General features: G+C 56.1%; 33 protein-coding genes. 1 reads left to right on the forward strand and 32 read right to left on the reverse strand.

What is annotated here, in order from left to right:
- Positions 1-60: 60 nt before the first annotated feature.
- Positions 61-2,895 (forward strand): excinuclease ABC subunit UvrA, encoded by a 2,835-nt coding sequence (gene uvrA / locus NWV16_RS25360; RefSeq protein ID WP_260521199.1) that lies wholly within the window; start codon positions 61-63, stop codon positions 2,893-2,895.
- A 65-nt stretch (positions 2,896-2,960) separates the two neighbouring features.
- Here uvrA and bfr read toward each other — a convergent pair whose 3' ends face one another.
- The 32 genes from bfr to fusA form a co-directional block, all read right to left on the reverse strand.
- Entirely contained in the window at positions 2,961-3,428 is a 468-nt protein-coding gene (gene bfr / locus NWV16_RS25365) for a bacterioferritin (protein WP_065259514.1), read from the reverse strand.
- A 149-nt stretch (positions 3,429-3,577) separates the two neighbouring features.
- Positions 3,578-5,032, reverse strand: coding sequence for a catalase (locus NWV16_RS25370; RefSeq protein ID WP_260521200.1), 1,455 nt, complete (start codon positions 5,030-5,032; stop codon positions 3,578-3,580).
- Between the two features lie 237 nt (positions 5,033-5,269).
- A complete protein-coding gene (rplQ, locus tag NWV16_RS25375; RefSeq protein ID WP_007955635.1) occupies positions 5,270-5,656 on the reverse strand; it encodes a 50S ribosomal protein L17 in 387 nt (128 codons plus the stop codon).
- A 42-nt stretch (positions 5,657-5,698) separates the two neighbouring features.
- Entirely contained in the window at positions 5,699-6,700 is a 1,002-nt protein-coding gene (locus NWV16_RS25380) for a DNA-directed RNA polymerase subunit alpha (RefSeq protein WP_003186012.1), read from the reverse strand.
- A 22-nt stretch (positions 6,701-6,722) separates the two neighbouring features.
- The gene (rpsD, locus tag NWV16_RS25385) at positions 6,723-7,343 is read right to left on the reverse strand and encodes a 30S ribosomal protein S4 (RefSeq protein ID WP_065259512.1); all 621 of its coding nucleotides are present in this window, start codon (positions 7,341-7,343) and stop codon (positions 6,723-6,725) included.
- 18 nt (positions 7,344-7,361) lie between these two features.
- Complete coding sequence (gene rpsK / locus NWV16_RS25390) at positions 7,362-7,751, reverse strand: 30S ribosomal protein S11 (RefSeq protein WP_002555466.1); 390 nt, start codon at positions 7,749-7,751, stop codon at positions 7,362-7,364.
- Positions 7,752-7,781: 30 nt separating this feature from the next.
- Positions 7,782-8,138: a 30S ribosomal protein S13 gene (rpsM, locus tag NWV16_RS25395; RefSeq protein ID WP_003186020.1), complete on the reverse strand. Its 357-nt coding sequence runs from the start codon at positions 8,136-8,138 to the stop codon at positions 7,782-7,784.
- Positions 8,139-8,268: 130 nt separating this feature from the next.
- A complete protein-coding gene (gene rpmJ / locus NWV16_RS25400) occupies positions 8,269-8,385 on the reverse strand; it encodes a 50S ribosomal protein L36 (RefSeq protein ID WP_002555468.1) in 117 nt (38 codons plus the stop codon).
- A gap of 27 nt (positions 8,386-8,412) precedes the next feature.
- Positions 8,413-9,741: a preprotein translocase subunit SecY gene (gene secY / locus NWV16_RS25405; RefSeq protein ID WP_003228718.1), complete on the reverse strand. Its 1,329-nt coding sequence runs from the start codon at positions 9,739-9,741 to the stop codon at positions 8,413-8,415.
- A complete protein-coding gene (gene rplO, locus NWV16_RS25410; RefSeq protein ID WP_011336169.1) occupies positions 9,742-10,179 on the reverse strand; it encodes a 50S ribosomal protein L15 in 438 nt (145 codons plus the stop codon). It abuts the gene before it with no gap.
- Positions 10,180-10,182: 3 nt separating this feature from the next.
- Complete coding sequence (gene rpmD / locus NWV16_RS25415; protein WP_003176408.1) at positions 10,183-10,359, reverse strand: 50S ribosomal protein L30; 177 nt, start codon at positions 10,357-10,359, stop codon at positions 10,183-10,185.
- A 2-nt stretch (positions 10,360-10,361) separates the two neighbouring features.
- Positions 10,362-10,862 carry a 30S ribosomal protein S5 gene (gene rpsE / locus NWV16_RS25420; RefSeq protein WP_007955637.1) on the reverse strand — a complete coding sequence of 167 codons (501 nt, stop codon included), beginning with the start codon at positions 10,860-10,862 and terminating at the stop codon, positions 10,362-10,364.
- Between the two features lie 3 nt (positions 10,863-10,865).
- Positions 10,866-11,216, reverse strand: coding sequence for a 50S ribosomal protein L18 (gene rplR / locus NWV16_RS25425; protein ID WP_003186037.1), 351 nt, complete (start codon positions 11,214-11,216; stop codon positions 10,866-10,868).
- Between the two features lie 10 nt (positions 11,217-11,226).
- Positions 11,227-11,760, reverse strand: coding sequence for a 50S ribosomal protein L6 (gene rplF, locus NWV16_RS25430; RefSeq protein WP_065259511.1), 534 nt, complete (start codon positions 11,758-11,760; stop codon positions 11,227-11,229).
- Between the two features lie 12 nt (positions 11,761-11,772).
- Positions 11,773-12,165 carry a 30S ribosomal protein S8 gene (gene rpsH, locus NWV16_RS25435; protein ID WP_260521201.1) on the reverse strand — a complete coding sequence of 131 codons (393 nt, stop codon included), beginning with the start codon at positions 12,163-12,165 and terminating at the stop codon, positions 11,773-11,775.
- Positions 12,166-12,373: 208 nt separating this feature from the next.
- Entirely contained in the window at positions 12,374-12,679 is a 306-nt protein-coding gene (rpsN, locus tag NWV16_RS25440; RefSeq protein ID WP_065259510.1) for a 30S ribosomal protein S14, read from the reverse strand.
- A 13-nt stretch (positions 12,680-12,692) separates the two neighbouring features.
- On the reverse strand, positions 12,693-13,232 hold the full coding sequence (gene rplE, locus NWV16_RS25445; protein WP_003194642.1) for a 50S ribosomal protein L5: 540 nt from the start codon (positions 13,230-13,232) through the stop codon (positions 12,693-12,695).
- A gap of 20 nt (positions 13,233-13,252) precedes the next feature.
- Positions 13,253-13,567 carry a 50S ribosomal protein L24 gene (gene rplX / locus NWV16_RS25450; RefSeq protein WP_003186046.1) on the reverse strand — a complete coding sequence of 105 codons (315 nt, stop codon included), beginning with the start codon at positions 13,565-13,567 and terminating at the stop codon, positions 13,253-13,255.
- Positions 13,568-13,578: 11 nt separating this feature from the next.
- Positions 13,579-13,947 carry a 50S ribosomal protein L14 gene (gene rplN, locus NWV16_RS25455; RefSeq protein ID WP_002555479.1) on the reverse strand — a complete coding sequence of 123 codons (369 nt, stop codon included), beginning with the start codon at positions 13,945-13,947 and terminating at the stop codon, positions 13,579-13,581.
- 23 nt (positions 13,948-13,970) lie between these two features.
- A complete protein-coding gene (gene rpsQ / locus NWV16_RS25460) occupies positions 13,971-14,237 on the reverse strand; it encodes a 30S ribosomal protein S17 (RefSeq protein ID WP_065259509.1) in 267 nt (88 codons plus the stop codon).
- 2 nt (positions 14,238-14,239) lie between these two features.
- Complete coding sequence (rpmC, locus tag NWV16_RS25465; protein WP_002555481.1) at positions 14,240-14,431, reverse strand: 50S ribosomal protein L29; 192 nt, start codon at positions 14,429-14,431, stop codon at positions 14,240-14,242.
- Positions 14,431-14,844: a 50S ribosomal protein L16 gene (rplP, locus tag NWV16_RS25470; RefSeq protein ID WP_003228729.1), complete on the reverse strand. Its 414-nt coding sequence runs from the start codon at positions 14,842-14,844 to the stop codon at positions 14,431-14,433. Before rplP ends, rpmC begins: the two co-directional genes overlap by 1 nt.
- Before the next feature lie 12 nt (positions 14,845-14,856).
- Positions 14,857-15,543 carry a 30S ribosomal protein S3 gene (gene rpsC, locus NWV16_RS25475; protein ID WP_007924192.1) on the reverse strand — a complete coding sequence of 229 codons (687 nt, stop codon included), beginning with the start codon at positions 15,541-15,543 and terminating at the stop codon, positions 14,857-14,859.
- Between the two features lie 13 nt (positions 15,544-15,556).
- Entirely contained in the window at positions 15,557-15,889 is a 333-nt protein-coding gene (gene rplV / locus NWV16_RS25480; RefSeq protein WP_003304070.1) for a 50S ribosomal protein L22, read from the reverse strand.
- Positions 15,890-15,900: 11 nt separating this feature from the next.
- The gene (rpsS, locus tag NWV16_RS25485; protein ID WP_011336172.1) at positions 15,901-16,176 is read right to left on the reverse strand and encodes a 30S ribosomal protein S19; all 276 of its coding nucleotides are present in this window, start codon (positions 16,174-16,176) and stop codon (positions 15,901-15,903) included.
- 16 nt (positions 16,177-16,192) lie between these two features.
- Positions 16,193-17,017 (reverse strand): 50S ribosomal protein L2, encoded by an 825-nt coding sequence (rplB, locus tag NWV16_RS25490; RefSeq protein WP_065259508.1) that lies wholly within the window; start codon positions 17,015-17,017, stop codon positions 16,193-16,195.
- Positions 17,018-17,031: 14 nt separating this feature from the next.
- Complete coding sequence (gene rplW, locus NWV16_RS25495) at positions 17,032-17,331, reverse strand: 50S ribosomal protein L23 (RefSeq protein ID WP_002555488.1); 300 nt, start codon at positions 17,329-17,331, stop codon at positions 17,032-17,034.
- Positions 17,328-17,930, reverse strand: coding sequence for a 50S ribosomal protein L4 (rplD, locus tag NWV16_RS25500; protein ID WP_260521202.1), 603 nt, complete (start codon positions 17,928-17,930; stop codon positions 17,328-17,330). Before rplD ends, rplW begins: the two co-directional genes overlap by 4 nt.
- A 12-nt stretch (positions 17,931-17,942) precedes the next feature.
- Positions 17,943-18,578, reverse strand: coding sequence for a 50S ribosomal protein L3 (gene rplC / locus NWV16_RS25505; protein WP_065259507.1), 636 nt, complete (start codon positions 18,576-18,578; stop codon positions 17,943-17,945).
- An 80-nt stretch (positions 18,579-18,658) separates the two neighbouring features.
- Positions 18,659-18,970, reverse strand: coding sequence for a 30S ribosomal protein S10 (gene rpsJ, locus NWV16_RS25510; RefSeq protein WP_003186070.1), 312 nt, complete (start codon positions 18,968-18,970; stop codon positions 18,659-18,661).
- 156 nt (positions 18,971-19,126) lie between these two features.
- Positions 19,127-20,320: an elongation factor Tu gene (gene tuf, locus NWV16_RS25515; RefSeq protein ID WP_010951775.1), complete on the reverse strand. Its 1,194-nt coding sequence runs from the start codon at positions 20,318-20,320 to the stop codon at positions 19,127-19,129.
- A gap of 33 nt (positions 20,321-20,353) precedes the next feature.
- Positions 20,354-22,501 carry an elongation factor G gene (gene fusA / locus NWV16_RS25520; RefSeq protein WP_065261905.1) on the reverse strand — a complete coding sequence of 716 codons (2,148 nt, stop codon included), beginning with the start codon at positions 22,499-22,501 and terminating at the stop codon, positions 20,354-20,356.
- Positions 22,502-22,525: the final 24 nt, after the last annotated feature.

Here is a 22,525-nt window from a genome sequence, read left to right on the forward strand (position 1 = left end):
ATCCATCCAGTATTTGGCCGTATACTCCTGTGTTTTCGAAGCCCGCCGAGCGAGGCCACTTTGGACAAGATCCTGATACGTGGGGCCCGTACCCACAACCTGAAGAACATCGACCTGACCCTGCCACGGGACAAACTGATCGTCATCACCGGCCTGTCCGGATCCGGCAAGTCGTCCCTGGCTTTCGACACGCTGTACGCCGAAGGTCAGCGCCGCTATGTCGAATCCCTGTCGGCCTATGCCCGGCAGTTCCTGTCGATGATGGAAAAACCCGACGTCGACACCATCGAAGGTCTGTCACCCGCCATTTCCATCGAACAGAAGTCGACCTCGCACAACCCGCGCTCCACGGTCGGCACCATCACCGAAATCTACGACTACCTGCGCCTGCTGTATGCACGCGTCGGTACACCGCGCTGCCCCGATCACGACATCCCGCTGGAGGCCCAGACCGTCAGCCAGATGGTCGACCTGGTGCTGGCCCAGCCGGAAGGCAGCAAGCTGATGCTGCTCGCACCGGTGATCCGCGAACGCAAGGGCGAACATCTGTCGGTGTTCGAAGAGCTGCGTGCCCAGGGTTTCGTCCGGGCACGGGTCAACGGTCGGCTCTGCGAGCTGGACGAACTGCCGAAGCTCGACAAACAGAAGAAGCACACGATCGAGGTGGTAGTCGACCGCTTCAAGGTTCGCGCCGATCTGCAGCAACGTCTGGCCGAGTCCTTCGAGACTGCCCTGAAGCTGGCGGACGGCATCGCCCTGGTGGCGCCGATGGACGACGAGCCGGGCGAAGAAATGATCTTTTCCGCGCGCTTCGCCTGCCCGATCTGCGGCCACGCGATCAGCGAGCTGGAACCCAAACTGTTTTCCTTCAACAACCCGGCCGGCGCCTGCCCGACCTGCGATGGCCTGGGGGTAAAACAGTTCTTCGACATCAAGCGCCTGGTCAATGGCGAACTGACCCTGGCCGAAGGTGCGATACGCGGCTGGGACCGGCGCAATGTCTATTACTTCCAGATGCTTGGCTCGCTGGCCGCACACTACGGGTTCAGCCTGGAAAAACCTTTCAACGAGCTGAAGGCCGACCAGCAGAAGTACATCCTGCACGGCAGCGGTTCGCAGAACGTCGATTTCAAGTACCTCAATGATCGCGGCGACATCGTCAAGCGCTCGCACCCGTTCGAAGGCATCGTGCCCAACCTTGAGCGCCGCTACCGTGAAACCGAATCGGCGAGCGTGCGCGAAGAGCTGGCGAAGTTCCTCAGCACCCAGTCCTGCCCGGACTGCCGCGGTACCCGCCTGCGACGCGAAGCGCGACACGTGTGGGTTGGCGAGAAAACGCTGCCGGCGGTGACCAACCTGCCGATTGGCGATGCCTGCGACTACTTCGGCGAGCTGAAAATGACCGGCCGCCGGGGCGAAATCGCCGACAAGATTCTCAAGGAAATCCGCGAGCGCCTGCAGTTCCTGGTCAATGTGGGGCTGGACTACCTGTCGCTGGATCGCAGCGCCGATACCCTGTCCGGCGGCGAAGCCCAGCGGATTCGTCTGGCCAGTCAGATCGGCGCCGGACTGGTCGGGGTTCTGTACATCCTCGATGAGCCGTCCATCGGCCTGCACCAGCGCGACAACGATCGCCTGCTCGGCACCTTGAAGCATCTGCGCGACATCGGTAACACGGTGATCGTGGTCGAGCACGATGAGGACGCGATCCGTCTGGCCGACTACGTCGTGGATATCGGGCCGGGTGCCGGGGTTCATGGCGGGCAGATCGTCGCCGAAGGCACGCCGGACGAAGTCATGGCGCACCCGGATTCGCTGACCGGCAAATACCTGTCGGGCCGGGTCAAGATCGAAGTGCCGGCCAAACGTACTCCCCGCAACAAGAAGCAGGTGCTCTCGCTCAAGGGCGCTCGTGGCAACAACCTGCGCAACGTCGATCTGGAGATTCCGATCGGCCTGCTGACCTGCGTGACCGGTGTTTCCGGCTCGGGCAAGTCGACGCTGATCAACAACACGCTGTTCCCCCTGAGCGCCACGGCACTCAACGGTGCAACCACCCTGGAAGCCGCGGCCCACGACAGCATCAAGGGTCTGGAGCATCTGGACAAGGTTGTCGATATCGACCAGAGCCCGATCGGGCGCACACCACGCTCCAACCCGGCGACCTATACGGGCCTGTTTACGCCGATCCGCGAACTGTTCGCCGGCGTGCCCGAGTCCCGCTCCCGTGGTTATGGCCCGGGGCGCTTCTCGTTCAACGTCAAGGGCGGTCGTTGCGAGGCCTGTCAGGGCGATGGCCTGATCAAGGTGGAAATGCACTTCCTGCCGGACATCTACGTGCCGTGCGACGTGTGCAAGAGCAAGCGCTACAACCGCGAAACCCTGGAAATCAAATACAAGGGCAAGAGCATCCACGAAACCCTCGAGATGACGATCGAGGAAGCGCGGGAGTTCTTCGACGCGGTGCCGGCGCTGGCGCGCAAGCTGCAGACGCTGATGGATGTGGGTCTGTCGTACATCAAGCTCGGGCAGTCGGCCACGACGCTGTCCGGTGGTGAGGCCCAGCGGGTCAAGTTGTCTCGCGAGCTGTCCAAGCGCGACACCGGCAAGACCCTGTACATCCTCGATGAGCCGACCACCGGTCTGCACTTCGCGGATATCCAGCAACTGCTCGATGTGCTGCATCGCCTGCGCGACCACGGCAACACCGTGGTCGTGATCGAACATAACCTCGACGTGATCAAGACCGCCGACTGGCTGGTCGATCTCGGCCCGGAGGGTGGTTCGAAAGGCGGTCAGATCATTGCTACCGGTACGCCGGAGGAAGTGGCCGAGATGAAGCAGTCTCATACCGGCCATTACCTCAAACCGCTGCTGATCCGCGATAGAGCCTGATTGACGGGCACGAAAAAGCCCCTGTCACTTCATCAGTGACAGGGGCTTTTTTGTAGCAGCTGCAATCAGGAGGTGTGGGATTGCAGATAGTTCTGGATACCGATCAGCTTGATCAGGCCCAACTGCTTTTCCAGCCAGTAGGTGTGATCTTCTTCAGTGTCGTGCAACTGAAGCTTGAGGATATCGCGACTTACGTAGTCGCCGTGCTTCTCGCAGAGCTCGATGCCTTTGCACAGTGCGGCACGCACCTTGTACTCCAGGCGCAGATCCGCTTCGAGCATGGTTTCCACCGTGGTGCCGACATCCAGATCATCAGGACGCATGCGCGGCGTGCCTTCGAGCATCAGAATGCGGCGCATCAAAGCGTCGGCATGACCGGCTTCTTCTTCCATCTCGTGGTTGATTCGTTCGTAGAGCTTGGTGAATCCCCAGTCCTCATACATCCGCGAGTGAACGAAATATTGGTCACGCGCGGCCAGTTCGCCGGTCAGCAACGTGTTGAGGTAATCGATAACGTCTGGGTGGCCTTGCATCGCCCTACATCTCCCTTCTTGAAAGTCTGTAGTTTGAACCAACCTGACTGTCAGGTCACTTACTTCGCGCAATAAAAGCGAAGAAATTCTGAGAAAAGCAGGTTAAATAACGCAAAAACCGCCCTAATGAGGGCGGTTCTGCTTCTCGTTTAGACTTCGTTAAGCTGTACGTTGAGCAGCTTTGCGATTGCTTCTCCATACGCCAGGTCGGCCTTGTGGAAATGCTGCAACTGACGGTCTACCACGTCACTCGAAACACCTGCCATCGCACCCGCGATATTGCTGACCAGCAGGGCTTTCTGCTCCTCACTCATCAAACGGAACAGTGCACCGGCATGGCTGTAGTAATCGGTGTCTTCCCGGTGATCGTAGCGATCAGCAGCACCGTTCAAGGCCAGTGCGGGTTCGGCGTAGTGCGACGCCTGTTTCGGCGACTCCACGTAACTGTTCGGCTCGTAATTGGGGGTCGCACCGCCGTTACTGCCGAATGCCATCGAGCCATCGCGCTGATAGGTGTTGACCGGACTGCGCGGAGCGTTCACCGGCAGTTGCTGGTGATTGGTGCCTACACGGTAGCGATGCGCATCGGCATAAGCGAACACTCGGCCTTGCAGCATGCGATCCGGCGAAAGGCCTACGCCTGGCACCATGTTGCTCGGACCGAACGCAGCCTGCTCGACCTCCGCGAAATAGTTGAGCGGATTGCGATTCAACTCCAGCTCACCGACTTCGATCAGCGGGAACTCTTTCTGCGACCAGGTCTTGGTCACGTCGAACGGGTTCTCGTAATGCGCCGCGGCCTGAGCTTCGGTCATGATCTGGATGCAGACCCGCCATTTCGGGAAATCACCGCGCTCGATGGCCTCGAACAGGTCACGTTGTGCGTAGTCTGGATCTGTGCCTGCCAGGCGTGCCGCCTCAGCCGGGGCGAGATTCTTGATTCCCTGCATGGTCTTGTAGTGCCACTTCACCCAATGACGCTCACCTTGTGCGTTGATCAGGCTGTAAGTATGACTGCCGAAACCATGCATATGGCGGTAGCCGTCCGGAATGCCGCGATCAGAAAACAGGATGGTGACCTGGTGCAGCGCTTCAGGTGAGTGCGACCAGAAATCCCACATCATCTGCGCACTTTTCAGGTTGCTTTGCGGCAGACGCTTCTGGGTGTGGATAAAGTCGGGGAATTTCAGTGGATCGCGAATAAAGAACACCGGAGTGTTGTTACCAACGATGTCCCAGTTACCTTCTTCGGTATAGAACTTCAGAGCGAATCCACGAGGATCACGCTCGGTGTCAGCCGATCCGCGCTCACCACCCACCGTGGAGAATCGCAGGAAAGTCGGTGTCTGCTTGCCTACAGCAGAAAACAGCTTGGCGCTGGTGTACTGCGTGATATCGCGTGTGACGGTGAAAGTACCGTAGGCGCCCGAGCCTTTGGCGTGTACACGGCGCTCCGGAATGTTCTCCCGGTTGAAGTGGGCAAGCTTCTCGATCAAGTGAAAATCATCGAGCAGCAACGGACCACGTGGCCCGGCGGAACGAGAGTTCTGGTTGTCGGCGACAGGCGCGCCGCTGGCAGTCGTAAGCGTCTTGTTCTGGCTCATGCGATTTTCTTCCTCTGTCAGTCTTGAACTGCCGGCTAATCGGCTTGTTGGGAGTATCGATCATCACTATGACAGCCACAAATTCATTAACTTATGGCTATCAATAGAAAAATACTAACGATAAACCCCGACATATAGTGCAGACCTCAACAGGGTAGAAGCTTGTACGAACGGCGCATTTCTTACAGACACAAAAAACCGGGCACTGGGCCCGGTTTTTTGTTTCAGACTGACGTCTTACTCAGCGGATACAGCTTCACCACCGACAGCACGATCAACCAGTTCGACATACGCCATAGGCGCGTTGTCGCCAGCGCGGAAACCGCACTTGAGGATGCGCAGGTAGCCACCCTCACGGGTAGCGTAACGCTTGCCCAGGTCGTTGAAGAGCTTACCAACGATAGCTTTCGAACGAGTACGGTCGAAAGCCAGACGACGGTTAGCAACGCTGTCTGTCTTGGCCAGAGTGATCAGCGGCTCGGCAACGCGGCGCAGTTCTTTGGCTTTTGGCAGAGTAGTTTTGATCAGCTCGTGCTCGAACAGCGACACAGCCATGTTTTGGAACATGGCCTTGCGGTGCGAGCTGGTGCGGCTCAGGTGGCGACCACTTTTACGATGACGCATGGTTCATTCCTTACCAAACACTACGTTCGGTGATTACGACGATCAGGCAGTCGCCTTGTCGTCCTTCTTAAGACTTGCAGGCGGCCAGTTGTCGAGGCGCATGCCGAGGGACAGACCGCGGGAGGCCAGAACGTCCTTGATTTCAGTCAAGGATTTCTTGCCCAGGTTCGGAGTCTTCAACAGCTCTACTTCGGTACGCTGAATCAGGTCGCCGATGTAGTAGATGTTTTCCGCCTTAAGGCAGTTAGCCGAACGTACAGTCAGTTCCAGATCGTCAACCGGGCGAAGCAGGATCGGATCGATCTCGTCTTCCTGCTCGACAACCACTGGCTCACTGTCACCTTTGAGGTCCACGAACGCAGCCAACTGCTGTTGCAGGATGGTTGCAGCACGACGGATAGCCTCTTCAGGATCCAGAGTACCGTTGGTTTCCAGATCAATAACCAGCTTGTCCAGGTTGGTACGCTGTTCCACACGGGCGTTTTCCACCACGTATGCGATACGGCGAACCGGGCTGAACGAAGAGTCAAGCTGCAAGCGACCGATGCTGCGGCTTTCGTCTTCATCGCTCTGACGCGAGTCGGCTGGTTCATAACCACGACCACGAGCTACGGTGAGCTTCATGTTCAGGGCGCCGTTAGACGCCAGGTTAGCGATTACGTGATCGGGATTAACGATCTCGACATCATGATCCAGCTGAATATCGGCAGCGGTAACCACCCCCGAACCCTTCTTCGACAAGGTCAGCGTAACTTCGTCACGGCCGTGCAGCTTGATAGCCAGACCTTTAAGGTTCAACAGGATTTCAATTACGTCTTCCTGTACACCTTCGATGGCGCTGTACTCGTGGAGCACACCGTCAATCTCGGCCTCGACTACTGCGCAGCCGGGCATTGAGGACAACAGGATGCGGCGCAGCGCGTTGCCCAGGGTGTGGCCGAAACCACGCTCGAGAGGCTCGAGAGTGATCTTGGCGCGGGTTGGACTGACAACCTGCACATCAATATGGCGGGGTGTCAGGAACTCATTTACCGAAATCTGCATGGATGCACCTATTTTCTAGCCCTTACTTGGAGTAGAGCTCGACAATCAGGCTTTCGTTGATGTCGGCGGACAGATCACTGCGAGCAGGAACGTTCTTGAAAACGCCCGACTTCTTCTCAGTGTCTACTTCTACCCACTCTACGCGGCCACGTTGAGCACACAGATCGAGAGCTTGGACAATGCGAAGTTGATTTTTTGCTTTCTCGCGAACAGCGACCACGTCACCAGCACGAACCTGGTACGAAGGAACGTTTACGGTTTGACCGTTAACGCTGATCGACTTGTGAGATACCAGCTGACGGGATTCGGCACGAGTCGAGCCAAAGCCCATACGGTATACGACGTTGTCCAGACGGCATTCGAGCAGTTGCAGCAGGTTTTCACCGGTTGCACCTTTCTTGCTGGCAGCAGTTTTGTAGTAGCTGCTGAACTGACGCTCGAGAACGCCGTAGATACGACGAACCTTCTGCTTCTCACGCAGCTGGGTGCCGTAGTCGGACTGGCGACCGCGGCGCTGACCGTGGATACCAGGTGCTGCTTCAATGTTGCACTTCGATTCGATCGCGCGCACGCCGCTCTTCAGGAAGAGATCGGTGCCTTCGCGACGAGCGAGTTTGCATTTTGGACCAATGTAACGAGCCATTCTTTACAATCTCCTGGATTACACGCGGCGCTTCTTCGGCGGACGGCACCCGTTGTGCGGGATTGGCGTCACGTCGGTGATGCTGGCGATCTTGTAGCCACAGCCGTTCAAAGCGCGGACTGCGGATTCACGACCTGGACCTGGGCCCTTGACGTTTACGTCGAGGTTTTTCAGGCCATATTCCAGCGCAGCTTGACCAGCACGCTCAGCAGCTACCTGAGCAGCGAACGGGGTGGACTTGCGGGAACCGCGGAAACCCGAACCACCGGAGGTAGCCCAGGAAAGAGCGTTACCTTGACGGTCGGTAATGGTCACGATGGTGTTGTTAAAAGAGGCATGGATGTGGGCGATGCCATCAACCACTGTCTTTTTAACTTTTTTACGAGGACGAGCAGCAGGTTTTGCCATGATTAAATTCCTGTCGATTCGCTGGGGCGATTACTTGCGGATCGGCTTACGCGGACCTTTACGGGTACGCGCGTTGGTCTTGGTACGCTGACCGCGTACTGGCAGACCACGACGATGACGCAGACCGCGATAGCAACCGAGGTCCATCAAGCGCTTGATTTTCATGTTGATTTCGCGACGCAGATCACCTTCAGTGGTGAACTTCGCCACTTCGCCACGCAGCTGTTCAATTTGCTCGTCGCTCAGATCCTTGATCTTTGCTGCTGGGTTTACCCCAGTCACTGCACAGATTTTCTGCGCAGTAGTGCGACCAACACCATAGATGTAGGTCAGCGAGATAACAGTATGCTTGTTATCTGGAATGTTAACGCCTGCAATACGGGCCATTCAGTGGGACTCCAATTGACAGCTACCTACGCCCCGGAAGCCAAGAAATAGGGCGCGAGATAATATCGCTGTAATAACAAATAATCAACCCGGCAGCGCACTAGCTGCCGGGCTTGAAGCACAATCACACTCAGCCTTGGCGCTGTTTGTGACGCGGTTCCGCGCTGCAAATTACTCGAACAACACCTTCGCGGCGAATAATCTTGCAGTTACGGCACAGCTTTTTCACCGATGCACGAACTTTCATCACCAACTCCTCGAACCTTATGGGTACTCAGCGCAACATGCCGCTGCCGTAACCCTTCAGGTTGGCTTTCTTCATCAGGGATTCGTACTGGTGCGAAACGAGGTGCGATTGTACTTGGGACATGAAGTCCATCACAACCACGACCACGATCAGCAACGAGGTCCCGCCAAGGTAGAACGGAACGTTTGCCGCAACCACCAGGAACTGGGGCAACAGACACACGGCCGTCATGTAAAGAGCACCGAACATGGTCAAACGAGTCAGAACGCCATCAATGTAGCGCGCAGACTGCTCGCCTGGACGGATGCCCGGAATAAAGGCACCGGACTTCTTCAGGTTTTCCGCTACGTCTTTCGGATTGAACATCAACGCCGTATAGAAGAAGCAGAAGAAAATAATCCCTGCACTAAACAGCAGAATATTCAACGGCTGACCAGGAGCGATCGACTGCGAGATGTCCTGCAACCAGCCCATACCTTCAGACTGACCGAACCAGGCACCCAGCGAAGCCGGGAACAGCAGAATGCTGCTCGCGAAAATAGCCGGAATAACACCGGCCATGTTCACTTTCAGCGGCAGGTGGCTGGTCTGCGCAGCGAAAACCTTACGGCCCTGCTGACGCTTGGCGTAGTGAACAGCGATACGACGCTGGCCACGCTCAATGAACACCACGAAACCGATAATCGCTACTGCCAGCAAACCGATGGCAACCAGAGCGAAGATGTTGATATCACCCTGACGCGCAGACTCGAAAGACTGCCCGATCGCTCTCGGAAGACCGGCGACGATACCCGAAAAAATCAACATCGAGATACCGTTGCCTACACCACGCTCAGTAATCTGCTCACCCAGCCACATCATGAACATCGCGCCAGCCACAAACGTGGATACCGCGACGAAATGGAAGCCAAAGTCACCAGTGAACGCAACGCCCTGCCCCGCCAGACCAATGGACATGCCAATGGCCTGAACGAGAGCGAGGACGACGGTGCCGTAGCGGGTGTACTGGCTGATCTTGCGACGGCCAGCTTCACCTTCCTTCTTCAACTGCTCCAGCTGCGGGCTGACGGCAGTCATCAGCTGCATGATGATCGATGCCGAAATGTACGGCATGATCCCCAGTGCAAAGATGCTCATCCGCTCCAGCGCGCCGCCGGAAAACATGTTGAACAAGCTAAGAATGGTCCCCTCATTCTGTCGAAACAGGTCCGCGAGTCGGTCCGGGTTGATACCTGGAACCGGGATGTGTGCGCCTATTCGGTAGACGATAATCGCCAGGAACAGAAAACGCAGACGAGCCCAGAGTTCAGACATACCGCCTTTGCCGAGCGCAGAGAGAGCACCTTGCTTAGCCATTTATTCCTCGAACTTGCCGCCAGCTGCTTCGATAGCCGCACGCGCACCTTTGGTGGCGCCGATTCCCTTGCCGATAGTGACAGCGCGAGCCACTTCACCGGACAGCATGATTTTCACACGCTGTACGTTGACGTTGATCACGTTGGCATCTTTCAGGGACTGCACGGTGACGATGTCGCCTTCCACCTTAGCCAGTTCGGACAGACGCACTTCTGCGCGATCCATGGCCTTCAGGGAGACGAAACCGAACTTCGGCAGGCGACGATGCAGCGGCTGTTGACCGCCTTCAAAGCCTGGAGCAATGGTGCCACCGGAGCGGGAGGTCTGACCTTTGTGACCACGGCCACCAGTCTTGCCCAAACCACTACCGATACCACGGCCCGGACGATGCTTTTCGCGGCGGGAACCCGGCGCTGGACTCAGATCATTGAGTTTCATCGATTAACCCTCGACACGCAGCATGTAGTAAGCCTTGTTGATCATCCCGCGATTCTCGGGAGTATCCTGGACTTCTACAGTGTGACCGATGCGACGCAGACCCAGACCCTTAACGCACAGTTTGTGGTTAGGGATGCGGCCGGTCATGCTTTTGATCAGCGTAACTTTTACGGTAGCCATGATTACTTGATCTCCTCAACACGCAGACCACGCTTGGCCGCAATGGATTCAGGAGATTGCATGGCCTTCAGACCCTTGAAAGTGGCGTGAACCACGTTTACAGGGTTGGTCGAGCCGTAGCACTTGGCCAGAACGTTCTGGACGCCAGCAACTTCGAGGACAGCACGCATTGCGCCGCCAGCAATGATACCGGTACCTTCAGAAGCAGGCTGCATGTACACCTTCGAAGCGCCGTGGGCGGACTTCATTGCGTACTGCAGAGTGGTGCCGTTCAGATCAACCTGGATCATGTTGCGGCGAGCAGCTTCCATTGCCTTCTGGATCGCAGCAGGCACTTCACGCGACTTGCCACGGCCGAAGCCAACACGGCCCTTACCATCACCAACCACGGTCAACGCGGTAAAAGTGAAGATACGGCCGCCTTTAACGGTTTTTGCTACGCGGTTAACTTGAACCAGCTTCTCGATGTAGCCTTCGTCGCGCTTTTGGTCGTTATTTGACATAACTTAGAACTCCAGCCCAGCTTCACGAGCAGCATCAGCCAGCGCTTTAACGCGGCCGTGGTACTTGAAGCCAGAGCGGTCGAAAGCCACCTGCGAGACGCCAGCGGCCTTAGCACGCGTAGCGACCAGCTGGCCAACCTTAGTGGCCGCGTCGATGTTGCCAGTGGCGCCATCACGCAGTTCTTTATCCAAAGTCGAGGCGCTTGCCAGGACTTTGTTGCCGTCGGCCGAAATGACCTGGGCGTAGATGTGCTGCGAAGAGCGGAACACGCAGAGACGCACGACTTCGAGTTCGTGCATTTTCAGGCGTGCTTTGCGAGCGCGACGCAGTCGAGTAACTTTTTTGTCGGTCATTTGCTATGCCCTACTTCTTCTTGGCTTCTTTACGACGGACGACTTCGTCCGCGTAGCGCACACCCTTGCCTTTGTACGGCTCTGGTGGACGGAAGTCGCGGATCTCGGCGGCCACTTGACCCACCAGCTGCTTGTCGATGCCCTTGATCAGGATATCGGTCTGGCTAGGAGTCTCAGCGGTGATGCCTTCCGGCAGTTCGTAATCCACTGGGTGCGAGAAGCCAAGAGCCAGGTTCAGCACCTGACCTTTTGCTTGCGCCTTGTAACCAACACCGACCAGCTGGAGCTTGCGCTCGAAGCCTTGGCTTACGCCCTGGACCATGTTGTTTACCAACGCACGAGTGGTACCGGCCATTGCGCGAGTCTGCTGATCGCCATTGCGAGCAGCAAAACGCAGCTCACCGGCTTCTTCAACGATTTCAACGGACGAATGGACGTTCAGTTCAAGAGTACCCTTGGCACCCTTCACCGAAAGCTGCTGGCCTGCGAATTTTACTTCGACACCGGCTGGCAGCTTAACGGGGTTCTTAGCGACGCGAGACATGCTTATCCCCCCTTAGAACACAGTGCAAAGAACTTCGCCGCCGACACCGGCAGCGCGCGCAGCACGATCAGTCATCACACCCTTGTTGGTGGAGACGATAGACACACCGAGACCGCCACGTACTTTTGGCAGTTCTTCGACGGACTTGTACTGACGCAGGCCTGGACGGCTAACGCGCTTGACTTCTTCGATAACCGGACGGCCTTCGAAATATTTCAGCTCGATAGACAGCTGCGGCTTGGTTTCGCTGCTGATCTGATAACCCGCGATGTAACCTTCGTCCTTCAGGACTTTGGCAACAGCCACCTTCAACGTGGAAGAAGGCATGCTTACGACGGACTTTTCAGCCATCTGGGCATTACGGATTCGAGTTAGCATGTCCGCTAACGGGTCCTGCATACTCATGGGCTAGACGCTCCTAATACAGAAAAATTAGCCTTGCGGCTACTACTTGTCGCCGAGAAACTCCGGGCAGAAAAACACGGGCTCAGGCGAGCCGGTCATTCTAGACACACCCCAGAAATGAATCAAGCCCCAAAAGGGGCTTGATTCATCTTCAAGGTCACCGATGGTCAGGCTCCTGAGATCCCGACCATCGAGACGCTGACAGCGATTACCAGCTGGCTTTGACCAGACCTGGAACGTCACCACGCATTGCAGCTTCACGCAGCTTGTTGCGGCCCAGGCCGAACTTGCGGTAAACGCCGTGCGGACGACCAGTCAGACGGCAGCGGTTACGCATGCGCGAAGCGCTTGCATCACGTGGCTGCTTCTGCAGAGCTACGGCAGCTTCCCAACGCGCTTCTGGACTTGCGTTCAGATCCACGATGATTGCTTTCAGCGCTGCACGCTTGACGGCGTACTTGGCAACGGTGAGCTGACGCTTCAGCTCACGGTTTTTCATGCTCTTCTTGGCCATTTTCCTACTCCAATCAGTTGCGGAACGGGAATTTGAAAGCACGCAGCAGAGCGCGGCCTTCGTCATCGTTCTTGGCAGTGGTGGTCAGGGTAATGTCCAGACCGCGGAGAGCATCGATCTTGTCGTAGTCGATTTCCGGGAAGATGATCTGCTCTTTCACGCCCATGCTGTAGTTGCCACGACCATCGAAGGACTTGGCATTCAGGCCGCGGAAGTCGCGAACCCGAGGCAGGGAGATCGACAGCAGACGATCCAGGAACTCGTACATACGCTCACGGCGCAGAGTCACTTTGACACCGATCGGCCAACCCTCGCGGACTTTGAAGCCAGCGATGGATTTGCGAGCGTAGGTCACAACGACTTTCTGGCCGGTGATCTTTTCCAGGTCAGCAACAGCGTGCTCGATGACTTTTTTGTCACCGATCGCTTCGCCCAGACCCATGTTCAGGGTGATTTTGGTAACGCGCGGAACTTCCATCACGTTGCCAAGCTTCAGTTCTTCCTTCAGCTTGGGAGCGATTTCCTTCCGGTAAATCTCTTGTAGTCGTGCCATGGTCTTCTACCTAGCAGTGTTCAAGCATCAACCGCTTTTTGGGTCGACTTGAAGACACGAATTTTCTTACCGTCTTCCACTTTGAAACCAACGCGGTCAGCCTTGTTGGTTTCGCCGTTGAAGATGGCAACGTTGGAAGCGTGCAGTGGCGCTTCTTTCTCGACGATACCGCCTTGTACGCCCGACATCGGGTTAGGCTTGGTATGACGCTTGACCAGGTTCAGACCACCAACAACCAGACGGTTGTCAGCCAGAACCTTCAGCACCTTACCGCGCTTGCCTTTGTCTTTGCCGGCGATCACGATGATCTCGTCGTCACGACGAATCTTTTGCATGTCGGATCTCCTTACAGCACTTCTGGGGCGAGCGAGACGATCTTCATGAACTTCTCAGTACGAAGTTCACGGGTCACTGGCCCAAAGATACGGGTGCCGATCGGCTCTTGCTTGTTGTTCAACAGAACAGCAGCGTTGCCATCAAAGCGGATAATGGAGCCATCAGCACGGCGTACGCCGTGACGAGTGCGGACTACAACAGCAGTCATCACTTGGCCTTTTTTCACCTTACCGCGAGGAATTGCTTCCTTCACGGTAACTTTGATGATGTCACCGATACCAGCGTAACGACGATGGGAGCCACCCAGCACCTTGATGCACATAACGCGGCGAGCGCCGCTGTTATCGGCCACATCGAGCATGGATTGAGTCTGAATCATATAATTTCTCCGACCCCTAGCCCTTAGACTTCCACAGCGCGTTCGAGAACTTCAACCAACGCCCAAGACTTGGTCTTGGCCATCGGACGAGTTTCACGAATAGTGACCTTGTCGCCGATGTGGCACTGATTGGTTTCGTCGTGCGCGTGCAGCTTAGTCGAACGCTTAACGTATTTACCGTAGATCGGGTGCTTCACGCGACGCTCGATCAGAACGGTGATGGTTTTGTCCATCTTGTCGCTGACAACACGGCCAGTCAGCGTACGGACAGTTTTTTCGGCTTCAGCCATGATCACTTACCTGCCTGCTGGTTGAGCACAGTCTTCACGCGAGCGATGTCACGCTTAACTTGCGAGAGCAGATGAGACTGCCCCAACTGGCCAGTTGCTTTCTGCATACGCAGATTGAACTGGTCGCGCAGCAAGCCGAGCAGTTGCTCGTTCAGCTGCTGTGCGGATTTTTCACGAAGTTCATTCGCTTTCATCACATCACCGTCCGCTTAACAAAGGAGGTGGCGAGCGGCAGCTTTGCAGCAGCCAGGGCGAAAGCCTCACGCGCCAGCTCTTCAGAAACACCCTCGATTTCATACAGGACTTTGCCTGGCTGAATCTGGGCAACCCAGTATTCCACGTTACCCTTACCTTTACCCATACGAACCTCGAGAGGCTTCTTGGAGATCGGCTTGTCCGGGAATACACGGATCCAGATCTTGCCACCACGTTTTACGTGACGGGTCAGAGCACGACGCGCTGACTCGATCTGACGAGCGGTGAGACGACCACGAGCAACAGACTTCAGCGCGAACTCGCCGAAGCTGACTTTGCTACCGCGCAGCGCCAGACCACGGTTGTGGCCGGTCATCTGCTTGCGGAACTTCGTACGCTTTGGTTGCAACATTTGGCGTACCCCTTACTTAGCAGCTTTTTTACGAGGCGCTGGTGCTTGTGGTTTCAGTTCTTCTTGGCGACCACCAATTACTTCGCCTTTGAAGATCCAAACCTTTACACCGATCACACCGTAAGTGGTGTGAGCTTCGTAGGTGGCATAGTCGATATCGGCACGCAGGGTGTGCAGTGGCACACGACCTTCGCGATACCATTCAGTACGTGCGATTTCAGCACCGCCGAGACGACCGCTCACTTGGATTTTGATGCCTTTGGCACCAATGCGCATGGCGTTCTGTACGGCGCGCTTCATGGCGCGACGGAACATCACACGACGCTCCAGCTGCTGAGCTACGCTCTGGGCAACCAGCATACCGTCGAGCTCCGGCTTGCGGATCTCTTCGATATTGATGTGCACAGGCACACCCATTTGCTTGGTCAGGTCCTGACGCAGTTTCTCAACATCCTCACCTTTCTTCCCGATTACGATACCTGGGCGAGCGGTGTGAATGGTGATGCGTGCAGTTTGAGCCGGACGATGAATGTCGATACGGCTTACGGACGCGCTTTTTAGTTTGTCTTGGAGATATTCACGCACATTCAGATCTGCGAGCAAATAGTCCGCATAAGTCCGACCGTCTGCGTACCAGACGGAGGTGTGCTCCTTGACGATTCCCAGGCGAATGCCAATGGGATGTACTTTCTGACCCATCTCTTCGACTCCGTTACTTGTCAGCAACCTTGACAGTGATATGGCAAGACCGCTTGACGATGCGATCAGCACGGCCTTTGGCACGTGGCATGATGCGCTTCAGCGAACGCCCTTCGTTGACGAAAACAGTGCTGACCTTCAGGTCATCAACGTCTGCGCCTTCGTTATGCTCGGCGTTGGCCACGGCCGACTCCAGCACTTTTTTCATGATCTCGGCGGCTTTCTTACTGCTGAAAGCCAACAGGTTGAGCGCGTCGCCCACCTTCTTCCCGCGGATCTGGTCGGCGACCAAGCGGGCTTTCTGGGCGGAGATTCGAGCGCCCGACAACTTAGCGGCTACTTCCATTTCCTTACCCCTTAACGCTTGGCTTTCTTGTCTGCCACGTGCCCGCGATAGTTGCGGGTACCGGCGAACTCGCCCAGTTTGTGGCCGACCATGTCTTCGTTAACGAGAACTGGGACGTGCTGACGACCGTTGTGTACTGCGATGGTCAGACCGACCATTTGTGGCAGGATCATCGAACGACGCGACCAAGTCTTAATTGGTTTGCGATCGTTCTTTTCCGCCGCCACTTCGATCTTCTTCAGTAGGTGAAGATCAATAAAAGGACCTTTTTTCAGAGAACGTGGCACTGTCGTATCCCTCTATTTACTTGCGACGACGGACGATCATTTTGTCGGTACGCTTGTTACCACGAGTCTTCGCGCCCTTAGTCGGGAAGCCCCATGGCGATACCGGATGACGACCACCAGAGGTACGACCTTCACCACCACCATGTGGGTGGTCAACCGGGTTCATGGCAACACCACGAACGGTTGGGCGAACGCCACGCCAGCGCTTGGCACCAGCTTTACCCAGCGAACGCAGGCTGTGCTCGGAGTTCGAGACTTCACCCAGGGTCGCGCGGCATTCAGCCAGCACTTTACGCATTTCACCGGAACGCAGACGCACGGTAACGTAAACACCTTCACGAGCGATCAACTGAGCCGAAGCACCAGCGGAACGAGCGATCTGTGCACCTTTACCTGGCTTCAGTTCGATGCCGTGTACAGTGGAACCAACCGGAATGTTGCGCAGTTGCAGAGCGTTGCCTGGCTTGATTGGAGCCAGAGCACCCGCTACCAGCTGATCGCCAGCGCTCACGCCTTTAGGGGCGATGATGTAGCGGCGTTCGCCGTCTGCGTAGCACAGCAGAGCGATGTGAGCAGTACGGTTTGGATCGTATTCGATGCGCTCGACGGTGGCGACAATGCCATCCTTGTCGTTGCGACGAAAATCGACCATACGGTAATGCTGCTTATGACCACCACCAACGTGACGAGTGGTAATGCGGCCATTGTTGTTACGACCACCAGACTTCGACTTCTTCTCGAGCAGCGGTGCGTGAGGAGCGCCTTTGTGCAGCTCCTGGTTGACCACCTTGACCACAAAACGGCGGCCAGGGGAAGTCGGTTTGCATTTAACGATTGCCATGATGCACCCCTTCCTTACTCAGCACTGCTGCTGAAATCGAGATCTTGGCCTGGCTGAAGGGAGATAACTGCCTTCTTCCAGTCATTACGCTTGCCCAGACCGCGAGCGGTGCGCTTGCTCTTACCCAGGACATTCAGGGTAGTAACACGCTCAACTTTCACGCTGAACAGGCTTTCGACGGCCTTCTTGATTTCCAGCTTGGTTGCATCGGTAGCAACCTTGAAAACGAACTGGCCTTTCTTGTCCGCCAGAACCGTAGCCTTCTCGGAAACGTGCGGGCCAAGCAGAACTTTAAATACGCGTTCCTGGTTCATCCCAGCAGCTCCTCGAATTTCTTCACGGCCGACACGGTGATCAACACCTTGTCGTATGCGATCAGACTAACTGGATCGGAACCTTGCACATCACGTACATCTACGTGCGGCAGGTTGCGAGCAGCCAGGTACAGGTTCTGATCAACAGCGTCCGACACGATCAGTACGTCGTTCAGGCTCATGTTGTTCAGCTTGCCCAGCAGGTCTTTGGTTTTCGGAGTTTCAACTGCGAAATCCTGAACCACGACCAGACGATCAGTACGCACCAGCTCAGCAAGGATGGAACGCATTGCTGCGCGATACATCTTCTTGTTCAGCTTCTGGGAGTGATCCTGTGGACGAGCTGCGAAAGTGGTACCGCCGCCACGCCAGATTGGGCTACGGATAGTACCGGCACGAGCACGGCCAGTACCTTTCTGACGCCATGGGCGCTTACCGCCACCACGAACGTCGGAACGGGTCTTTTGCTGCTTGCTACCTTGACGGCCGCCAGCCATGTAGGCCACGACTGCTTGGTGAACCAGCGTCTCGTTGAACTCGCCGCCAAATGTCAGTTCGGAAACTTCGATCGCTTGAGCGTCATTTACATTTAATTGCATGTCAGCTTCCCCTTAACCGCGAGCCTTGGCTGCTGGACGTACAACCACGTTGCCGCCAGTAGCGCCAGGAACAGCACCCTTGACCAACAACAGATTGCGTTCAGCGTCCACGCGCACTACTTCCAGGGACTGCACGGTCACGCGCTCAGCGCCCATATGACCGGACATTTTTTTGCCCTTGAATACACGACCAGGAGTCTGGCACTGGCCGATAGAGCCTGGGACGCGGTGGGATACGGAGTTACCGTGGGTGTTATCTTGCCCGCGGAAATTCCAGCGCTTGATCGTACCCTGGAAGCCTTTACCCTTGGACTGACCGGTTACATCAACCAGCTGACCAGCAGCGAAGATTTCAGCGTTGATCAGGTCACCGGCCTTGTATTCGCCTTCTTCAAGACGGAATTCCAGCACGGTACGACCGGCAGCAACGTTCGCCTTGGCGAAGTGGCCAGCCTGAGCAGCTGTTACACGGGAAGCACGACGCTCGCCGACAGTGACTTGCACTGCACGATAGCCATCGGTTTCTTCAGTTTTGAACTGGGTGACGCGATTCGGCTCGATCTCAATGACCGTGACCGGAATGGAGACACCTTCTTCGGTGAAAATACGGGTCATACCCGCTTTACGACCGACTACACCAATAGTCATGTTGTAAACCTCATGAGTGTACGGGGCTTTCACCCGCTATGGCCGCCCATTTCAGAGCGTTACACGACCAAGACCGAGTCTTAGCCGAGGCTGATCTGCACTTCCACACCGGCCGCAAGATCCAGCTTCATAAGTGCATCAACGGTTTTATCCGTTGGCTGAACGATGTCCAGAACGCGCTTATGAGTGCGGATTTCGTACTGGTCACGCGCGTCTTTGTTGACGTGCGGGGAAACCAGAACGGTAAACCGCTCTTTACGGGTAGGCAGTGGAATTGGACCACGCACTTGAGCACCAGTACGTTTCGCGGTTTCCACGATTTCCTGGGTTGATTGGTCGATCAGGCGATGGTCAAAAGCCTTCAACCTGATACGGATTTGCTGATTTTGCATTGGATTTCAGACTCCGGCTGCTATTCCCACCGGGCGCAATACGCCCGTTAAAAGGAGGCGCAATTCTATAGACGCCCCAGATAGGTGTCAACCCAATAAAAAAGCCCCCGCTGAGCGGGGGCTTTTTCAACTCATCAAGCCATCTCGAAAAAGAGATTACTCGATGATTTTGGCTACGACGCCAGCGCCGACGGTACGACCGCCTTCACGGATAGCGAAACGCAGACCATCTTCCATCGCGATGGTTTTGATCAGGGTAACAGTCATCTGAATGTTGTCACCTGGCATTACCATTTCAACACCTTCTGGCAGCTCGCAGTTACCGGTCACGTCAGTAGTACGGAAGTAGAACTGTGGACGGTAGCCTTTGAAGAACGGAGTGTGACGACCGCCTTCTTCCTTGCTCAGAACGTAAACTTCTGCGGTGAACTTGGTGTGCGGCTTAACCGAACCTGGCTTGACCAGAACCTGACCACGCTCAACGTCGTCACGCTTGGTACCACGCAGCAGAACGCCGCAGTTCTCGCCAGCACGGCCTTCGTCCAGCAGCTTGCGGAACATCTCAACACCGGTGCAGGTGGTGGTGGTGGTGTCACGCAGACCAACGATTTCCAGTGGATCCTGAACGCGAACGATACCGCGCTCGATACGACCGGTCACAACAGTACCGCGACCCGAGATCGAGAACACGTCTTCGATCGGCATCAGGAATGGCTGGTCGATAGCACGAACCGGCTCAGGGATGTAGGCATCCAGAGTCTCTACCAGCTTCTTGACAGCGGTAGTACCCATTTCGTTGTCGTCTTTGCCTTCCAGCGCCATACGAGCAGAACCGATGATGATCGGAGTGTCGTCACCTGGGAAGTCATAGGTGGACAGCAGGTCGCGAACTTCCATCTCAACCAGTTCCAGCAGCTCTGCGTCGTCTACCAGGTCAGCCTTGTTCAGGAAAACCACGATGTACGGAACACCTACCTGACGGGACAGCAGGATGTGCTCACGAGTTTGCGGCATCGGACCATCGGCAGCCGAGCAAACCAGGATCGCGCCGTCCATCTGGGCAGCACCGGTGATCATGTTCTTCACGTAGTCAGCGTGACCTGGGCAGTCAACGTGAGCGTAGTGACGAATGTTCGAGTTGTACTCAACGTGCGCGGTGTTGATGGTGATACCGCGAGCTTTTTCTTCTGGAGCGCTGTCGATCTTGTCGAATTCAACTACGGCCGAACCGAAAACTTCGGAGCAGACGCGAGTCAGAGCAGCGGTCAGAGTGGTTTTACCGTGGTCAACGTGGCCGATGGTGCCAACGTTTACGTGAGGTAGGGAACGATCAAATTTTTCTTTAGCCACGACAATTAACTCCTAGCCTAAAGGGGGGCTGAATCAGCCTTGTTTTTTAACGAGAGCTTCGACGATGTTCGACGGAGCTTCGGCGTATTTGGAGAATTCCATGGAGTAGCTCGCGCGACCCTGAGACATGGAACGAACGTCGGTTGCGTAACCGAACATCTCTCCGAGCGGAACTTCAGCACGAACGACACGGCCGGAGACCGAGTCCTCCATGCCCTGAACCAGACCACGACGGCGGTTCAGGTCACCCATCACGTCACCCAGGTAGTCTTCCGGAGTAACGACTTCCACCTTCATGATCGGCTCGAGAACCACGCCACCACCCTTCTGGGCCAGTTGCTTGGTTGCCATCGATGCAGCGACCTTGAACGCCATCTCGTTGGAGTCGACGTCATGGTAGGAACCGTCAAACACGGTAGCCTTCAGGCCGATCAGCGGATAGCCGGCAACAACGCCGTTCTTCATCTGCTCTTCGATACCCTTCTGGATCGCCGGAATGTATTCCTTAGGAACCACACCACCAACAACTTCGTTGGTGAAAACCAGACCTTCGGTGATGTTGCCTTTTTCGTCGGCATCCGGTTCGGAGAAGCGGATCCAGCAGTGACCGAACTGACCACGACCACCCGACTGACGAACGAACTTGCCTTCGATCTCGACGTTGGACTTGGTGATCTTCTCGCGGTACGAAACCTGCGGCTTGCCGATGTTGGCCTCAACGTTGAACTCGCGCTTCATGCGGTCAACGAGAATGTCCAGGTGCAGCTCACCCATACCGGAGATGATGGTCTGACCGGTTTCTTCATCGGTCTTGACGCGGAACGACGGGTCTTCCTGAGCCAGCTTGCCCAGTGCGATGCCCATCTTCTCCTGGTCCTGCTTGGTTTTCGGCTCAACGGAGAGCGAAATCACAGGCTCAGGGAAATCCATACGCTCGAGGATGATCGGCTTGTCGGCGTTGCACAGGGTATCACCGGTAGTGACGTCCTTCATGCCGATCAGAGCGGCGATATCGCCCGCACGCACTTCCTTGATTTCTTCACGCTGGTTGGCGTGCATCTGCACCATACGACCAACGCGCTCTTTCTTGCCCTTGACCGAGTTGATGACGGAGTCACCGGAGGTCAGGAAGCCCGAGTAAACGCGAACGAAGGTCAGAGTACCCACGAACGGGTCGGTGGCAATCTTGAACGCCAGCGCCGAGAACGGCTCGTCGTCATCAGCGTGACGCTCGTCGTACTGCTCTGGCTTGACTTCGTCTTTCGGCACGTCGATCAGATCAGGGTGAATACCCTTGATCGCAGGGATCTCGGTCGGAGCAGGCAGGAAGTCGATAACAGCGTCGAGAACCAGGGGAACACCCTTGTTCTTGAACGACGAACCGCAGACAGCCGGAACGATCTCGCTAGCCAGGGTGCGCGCACGCAGGCCTGCCTTGATCTCTTCGACGGACAGCTCACCTTCTTCAAGGTACTTGTTCATCAGTTCTTCGCTGGCTTCGGCAGCAGCCTCGACCATGTTGTTGCGCCACTCGTTGGCCAGTTCTACCAGATGCGCAGGAATTTCTTCCTCACGATAGGTAGTGCCCTTGTCGTCTTCGTTCCAGTAGATAGCCTTCATCTTGATCAGATCAACCTGACCTTCGAAGTTATCTTCAGCACCGATGGCCAGCTGGACCGGAACCGGGGTGTGACCCAGACGGTTCTTGATCTGGCCGACAACGCGCAGGAAGTCCGCGCCGGCGCGGTCCATCTTGTTCACGTAAACAACACGTGGAACGCCGTACTTGTTGGCTTGACGCCATACGGTTTCGGACTGAGGCTCGACACCGGAGGTGCCGCAGAAAACAACGACAGCGCCGTCGAGTACGCGCAGGGAACGTTCTACTTCAATGGTGAAGTCAACGTGACCCGGTGTATCGATAACGTTTACGCGATAGTTGTCATACTGACCACGGGAACCTTTCCAGAAAGTGGTAACAGCAGCGGAAGTAATGGTAATACCCCGCTCCTGCTCCTGCACCATCCAGTCGGTGGTCGCGGCGCCATCATGCACCTCGCCCATTTTGTGGCTCAGACCTGTGTAAAACAGGATCCGCTCGGTAGTAGTGGTCTTGCCCGCGTCAACGTGAGCACAGATACCAATGTTACGGTAGCGGTTGATTGCAGTAGTACGAGCCATAAAGCCCTCGCAAAATTAGTGAAG

The sequence above is a fragment of the Pseudomonas sp. BW7P1 genome, assembly GCF_024981055.1.
GTDB classification, from domain to species: domain Bacteria; phylum Pseudomonadota; class Gammaproteobacteria; order Pseudomonadales; family Pseudomonadaceae; genus Aquipseudomonas; species Aquipseudomonas bananamidigenes.

Excerpts from the sequence above, each read along its gene's own strand:
- bfr (WP_065259514.1), bottom strand. The coding sequence starts at position 3,428 with ATGCAAGGCCACCCAGACGTTATCGATTACCTCAACACGTTGCTGACC.
- NWV16_RS25370 (WP_260521200.1), bottom strand. The coding sequence starts at position 5,032 with ATGAGCCAGAACAAGACGCTTACGACTGCCAGCGGCGCGCCTGTCGCC.
- rplQ (WP_007955635.1), bottom strand. The coding sequence starts at position 5,656 with ATGCGTCATCGTAAAAGTGGTCGCCACCTGAGCCGCACCAGCTCGCAC.
- NWV16_RS25380 (WP_003186012.1), bottom strand. The coding sequence starts at position 6,700 with ATGCAGATTTCGGTAAATGAGTTCCTGACACCCCGCCATATTGATGTG.
- rpsD (WP_065259512.1), bottom strand. The coding sequence starts at position 7,343 with ATGGCTCGTTACATTGGTCCAAAATGCAAACTCGCTCGTCGCGAAGGC.
- rpsK (WP_002555466.1), bottom strand. The coding sequence starts at position 7,751 with ATGGCAAAACCTGCTGCTCGTCCTCGTAAAAAAGTTAAAAAGACAGTG.
- rpsM (WP_003186020.1), bottom strand. The coding sequence starts at position 8,138 with ATGGCCCGTATTGCAGGCGTTAACATTCCAGATAACAAGCATACTGTT.
- rpmJ (WP_002555468.1), bottom strand. The coding sequence starts at position 8,385 with ATGAAAGTTCGTGCATCGGTGAAAAAGCTGTGCCGTAACTGCAAGATT.
- secY (WP_003228718.1), bottom strand. The coding sequence starts at position 9,741 with ATGGCTAAGCAAGGTGCTCTCTCTGCGCTCGGCAAAGGCGGTATGTCT.
- rplO (WP_011336169.1), bottom strand. The coding sequence starts at position 10,179 with ATGAAACTCAATGATCTGAGTCCAGCGCCGGGTTCCCGCCGCGAAAAG.
- rpmD (WP_003176408.1), bottom strand. The coding sequence starts at position 10,359 with ATGGCTACCGTAAAAGTTACGCTGATCAAAAGCATGACCGGCCGCATC.
- rpsE (WP_007955637.1), bottom strand. The coding sequence starts at position 10,862 with ATGTCAAATAACGACCAAAAGCGCGACGAAGGCTACATCGAGAAGCTG.
- rplR (WP_003186037.1), bottom strand. The coding sequence starts at position 11,216 with ATGACCGACAAAAAAGTTACTCGACTGCGTCGCGCTCGCAAAGCACGC.
- rplF (WP_065259511.1), bottom strand. The coding sequence starts at position 11,760 with ATGTCTCGCGTCGCTAAGAACCCCGTTAAGCTGCCAGCCGGTGTCGAA.
- rpsH (WP_260521201.1), bottom strand. The coding sequence starts at position 12,165 with ATGAGTATGCAGGACCCGTTAGCGGACATGCTAACTCGAATCCGTAAT.
- rpsN (WP_065259510.1), bottom strand. The coding sequence starts at position 12,679 with ATGGCCAAGAAGAGCATGAAAAACCGTGAGCTGAAGCGTCAGCTCACC.
- rplE (WP_003194642.1), bottom strand. The coding sequence starts at position 13,232 with ATGGCACGACTACAAGAGATTTACCGGAAGGAAATCGCTCCCAAGCTG.
- rplX (WP_003186046.1), bottom strand. The coding sequence starts at position 13,567 with ATGCAAAAGATTCGTCGTGACGACGAGATCATCGTGATCGCCGGCAAA.
- rplN (WP_002555479.1), bottom strand. The coding sequence starts at position 13,947 with ATGATTCAGACTCAATCCATGCTCGATGTGGCCGATAACAGCGGCGCT.
- rpsQ (WP_065259509.1), bottom strand. The coding sequence starts at position 14,237 with ATGGCTGAAGCCGAAAAAACTGTCCGTACGCTGACTGGCCGTGTTGTC.
- rpmC (WP_002555481.1), bottom strand. The coding sequence starts at position 14,431 with ATGAAAGCGAATGAACTTCGTGAAAAATCCGCACAGCAGCTGAACGAG.
- rplP (WP_003228729.1), bottom strand. The coding sequence starts at position 14,844 with ATGTTGCAACCAAAGCGTACGAAGTTCCGCAAGCAGATGACCGGCCAC.
- rpsC (WP_007924192.1), bottom strand. The coding sequence starts at position 15,543 with ATGGGTCAGAAAGTACATCCCATTGGCATTCGCCTGGGAATCGTCAAG.
- rplV (WP_003304070.1), bottom strand. The coding sequence starts at position 15,889 with ATGGAAGTAGCCGCTAAGTTGTCGGGCGCTCGAATCTCCGCCCAGAAA.
- rplB (WP_065259508.1), bottom strand. The coding sequence starts at position 17,017 with ATGGCAATCGTTAAATGCAAACCGACTTCCCCTGGCCGCCGTTTTGTG.
- rplW (WP_002555488.1), bottom strand. The coding sequence starts at position 17,331 with ATGAACCAGGAACGCGTATTTAAAGTTCTGCTTGGCCCGCACGTTTCC.
- rplD (WP_260521202.1), bottom strand. The coding sequence starts at position 17,930 with ATGCAATTAAATGTAAATGACGCTCAAGCGATCGAAGTTTCCGAACTG.
- rplC (WP_065259507.1), bottom strand. The coding sequence starts at position 18,578 with ATGACTATTGGTGTAGTCGGTCGTAAAGCGGGTATGACCCGTATTTTC.
- rpsJ (WP_003186070.1), bottom strand. The coding sequence starts at position 18,970 with ATGCAAAATCAGCAAATCCGTATCAGGTTGAAGGCTTTTGACCATCGC.
- fusA (WP_065261905.1), bottom strand. The coding sequence starts at position 22,501 with ATGGCTCGTACTACTGCAATCAACCGCTACCGTAACATTGGTATCTGT.